Source organism: Atribacteraceae bacterium, assembly GCA_035477455.1.
Classification (GTDB): Bacteria; Atribacterota; Atribacteria; order Atribacterales; family Atribacteraceae; genus DATIKP01.
The window spans coordinates 1-3,654 of sequence record DATIKP010000100.1; the positions used below are offsets into that span (position 1 = coordinate 1).

Consider the following 3,654-nt stretch of genomic DNA (forward strand, 5'->3'; position numbering starts at 1 on the left):
AAGTCCCCAACCATTGCGAGAATTTTCTGAATGAGCGTAACAGTGTTTACCGTCCATTTCCGCAAGCTTTTCCGAATGCCTTCACTATCGAAAAGAAGGGGATTCCCAACTGCCAGTCGAATTGCCCTCTCGAACAGAAGGCCCAAGGTTATGTTGCCTTGCTTCGGAACGGTCGGTTCGAAGATGCGATGCGGACGGTGCGAATGGACAATCCCTTTCCCGCTATCTGCGGCAGGGCCTGTCATCACCCCTGCATGGAAAGCTGCCAGCGGGGAGTGTTGGACGAGCCTTTAGGTATCCCGGGTTTGAAACGCTTTCTGGCTGAATATGAATGTCAGGAAGCGCTCGATACCCTTCCGGAGAAGAAAGTCCTCAACGGAAAGAGAGTCGCCATAGTGGGAGCCGGACCGAGTGGTCTGAGTTGCGCGTATTTTCTGGCCTTGCAGGGCTTTGACCTAACCGTTTATGAGGCTTTGGAAAAGACGGGAGGAATGATGACCTGGGGTATCCCGGCGTATCGTCTGCCCCGGGAGGTTATCACCCGGGAAATCGAAACGATCGCAGGATTAGGTGTAAAGATCATCCCGGGAAAGAAATGGGGAAGGGACTTTTCCTTGGACGACTTGAAAAACGACGGTTTTGACTTCGTCTACCTGGCCTGTGGTGCCTGGAAAGGGATGAAGCCGGGGGTAGACGGGGAAGATGACCAGGGGGTCATGGACGGTCTTGAATACCTGTATCGGACCAATTCCGGTGAGCCGGTGCCGGAAGCCGAAGAAGTTGTGATCGTCGGTGGGGGAAACGTCGCCATAGATTGTGCCAGAAGCGCCCTGCGCCGTGGTGCGAAAAAGGTTTCCATCTATTATCGGCGCTCCCGGGAAGAAATGCCGGCCCGCGAGGAAGAAATCGAGGACGCCATGGAAGAGGGGATTGAATTCTTCTACTGTGCCAGTCCGAAACGGTTTACCCGGAGGGATGGCAACCTCTACCTCGAAACCTACGTCATGCGTCTGTGCAGCCCTGACGAGTCCGGACGCCGGAAACCGGAGATCATTCCGGGTGCTGGCTTTGAGGTGGCCGCCGATTTATTTATACTGGCGATTGGCCAAGTTGTGGACATTCCCGACGAAAATCTTCGTAAGACCAAGTCGGGGACCCTTATAGTCGACCAAAACATGGAGACCTCCCGCTCTGGTGTTTTTGCCGGAGGAGACCTTGTTCTGGGCCCGGCGACACTGGTCGAAGCCATTGCGCATGGAAAACGGGCGGCATCAGGGATCGAAGCGAGGCTGACGGGAGCGGTTTTCTCCGGGGAAAAACGGGAAGCGGCACCTCTTTTGATTCCTTGGCGGGAGAAACGGACTCGGCGAATTCGTCCGAGAAAATTGGAAATCGCAGGCCGGAAGACCGGTTTTGATGAAGTGGAACAGACCTACACCGAAGATCAAGCGCTACGGGAGGCTGGGCGTTGCTTGTCCTGCGGGGGATGTGCCGAGTGCTTGCAGTGTGTGTTGGCTTGTCAGGCCAAAGCCGTCGATCACGAGGACCAGGACCGATTGATCGACCTAAAAGTGGGAGCGGTGATCTATGCCGGTGGAGCGGAACCCTTCGATCCGACCGAACGGTACCGGGAATTGGGGTATCGCCGGTATCCCAATGTAGTCACCAGTCTTGACTTCGAGCGGATTCTCAACGCCTCCGGCCCTTTCGAAGGGAAAGTGGTCCGACCTTCCGATCGCCGGATTCCCAGGAAAATCGCCTTTGTCCAATGCGTTGGTTCGCGGGACGAGGAGCGGGGACAGCCTTATTGTTCATCGGTCTGCTGTATGTACGCGATCAAGGAAGCGTTAGTGGCCAAGGAACATTTGGCGGTGGAGCACCGCCCCGAAAATGTGTCTGCGGCCTGCTCTTCAAGCAACAGCGAAGGAGCATGTGGTTCCGACCTGCCCCTCTTGCCCCGCGATGGCAAGGGAACTGGCAGGAACGCGGAAGACTTTCAGGCCACTATATTCACAATCGACCTGCGGGCCTTTGGGAAGGACTTTGAGAAATACTACGAGCGGGCGAAAACTGAAGGCATCCATTTTGTCCGCGGAAAAGTGGATCGGATACGGGAACGGGATAATGGCGATCTCGAGGTGTTTTTGATCGATGAACGGGAGGGACTTCAGAGAGAAGTTTTTGATATAGTGGTTCTCTCCGTTGGCCTATCGGTTACCCCTGAGAACTTGGAACGACTGGAGCGTCTGGGCCTGCCGGTAGATCCAGTGGGAGTGTTGTACACCGACACAATGAGTCCGGTCAGGACCGCTCGAGACGGAGTCTGGACCTGTGGTACCGGAGGGGGTCCGAAGGATATACCGGATACAGTGGTGGAGGCTAGTGCGGCCTCCTGTGAAGTCGGCTCCTTTTTGAATGATGTCCGTTTCAGCCGGGTTCGGGAAAAAGTGTATCCGGCGGAGCGCGACGTTTCATTGGAGCCTTTGCGCATCGGGGTTTTTGTCTGCCGGTGTGGAATCAATATCGGGGGCGTGGTTGACGTCCCTCGGGTGGCCGAAGTGATTCGGGATTTGCCCGGTGTGGTGTTCGTCGAAGAAAACCTCTATACCTGTTCACAGGACACCCAGGACCGGATGAAAGAGTTGATTGACAAACACGGAATCAACCGGGTGGTGGTCGCCTCCTGTTCGCCCCGAACCCATGAGCCGCTTTTTCGGGAAACCCTTCGGGAGGCCGGGATCAATCCTTATCTTTTCGAAATGGCTAACATCAGGGATCAATGTTCCTGGGTCCACCAGCAGGATCCACAAAAAGCCACAGAAAAGGCCAGTGATCTCGTGCTCATGTCGGTAGCAAAAGCATCCTTCCTGGAAGCCCTGACCCCGCTTGAACTGCCCGTGGAGAAATCCCTCCTGGTCGTCGGCGGTGGTCTGACAGGGATGACCGCCGCGCGTGAGGCTGCCCGCCAGGGATTAAAGGTATACCTCGTGGAAAAAGAAGAGGAGTTGGGTGGGTACGTCCGAAGTTTCAGGGAATTTAAAACCCTGGAAGGGATCGATGTTGCCCGTTTTCGCTGGGATCTGGAAAACGCTTTACGGGAAGACCCCCGCATCGAGATTCTCACCGGTGCGACCCTGATTGAAGTCAATGGGTTTGTCGGGAATTTCGAGAGCCGGATACGGCAGGGAGCGGTTGAAAAAAACGCCAAGCATGGTGGGGTAGTCATCGCAACCGGAGGCCGCGAGCATATTCCCGCTGACTATCTCTATTCTGACGAAGAACGGGTGATCACTCAAAGCGAACTCGTGAATACCATGAATGGTGGAATGGAACTTCCCTTGCGCCGGGTGGTCATGATTCAATGCGTCGGGTCACGGGACGAGGCTCATCCCTGGTGTAGTAAAGTGTGCTGTGCGACAGCGATCCGGAACGCCCTGGCTTTGAAAGAGAAAAACCCGGATACGGAAATAACGATCCTGTACCGGGATATCCGCACCTTCGGACTCCAGGAGCAGTATTATCGGAAGGCCAGAGAGAGAGGAGTGGTCTTTATACGTTTCGAGGACGACCGGCCACCCCGGGTATACAGGCAAAACAGTTCTCTTTTTGTGTCTGTCGAAAGTGTCTTATTCGGGGATGAGGTCATCCTTCCGG

Annotated in this window: 1 protein-coding gene; it reads left to right on the top strand. The window is 55.2% G+C overall.

Annotation, left to right across the window (positions count from 1 at the left end):
- The coding region (locus VLH40_06250) for an FAD-dependent oxidoreductase (protein HSV31606.1) at positions 1–3,654 on the top strand (3,654 nt) is incomplete at both ends.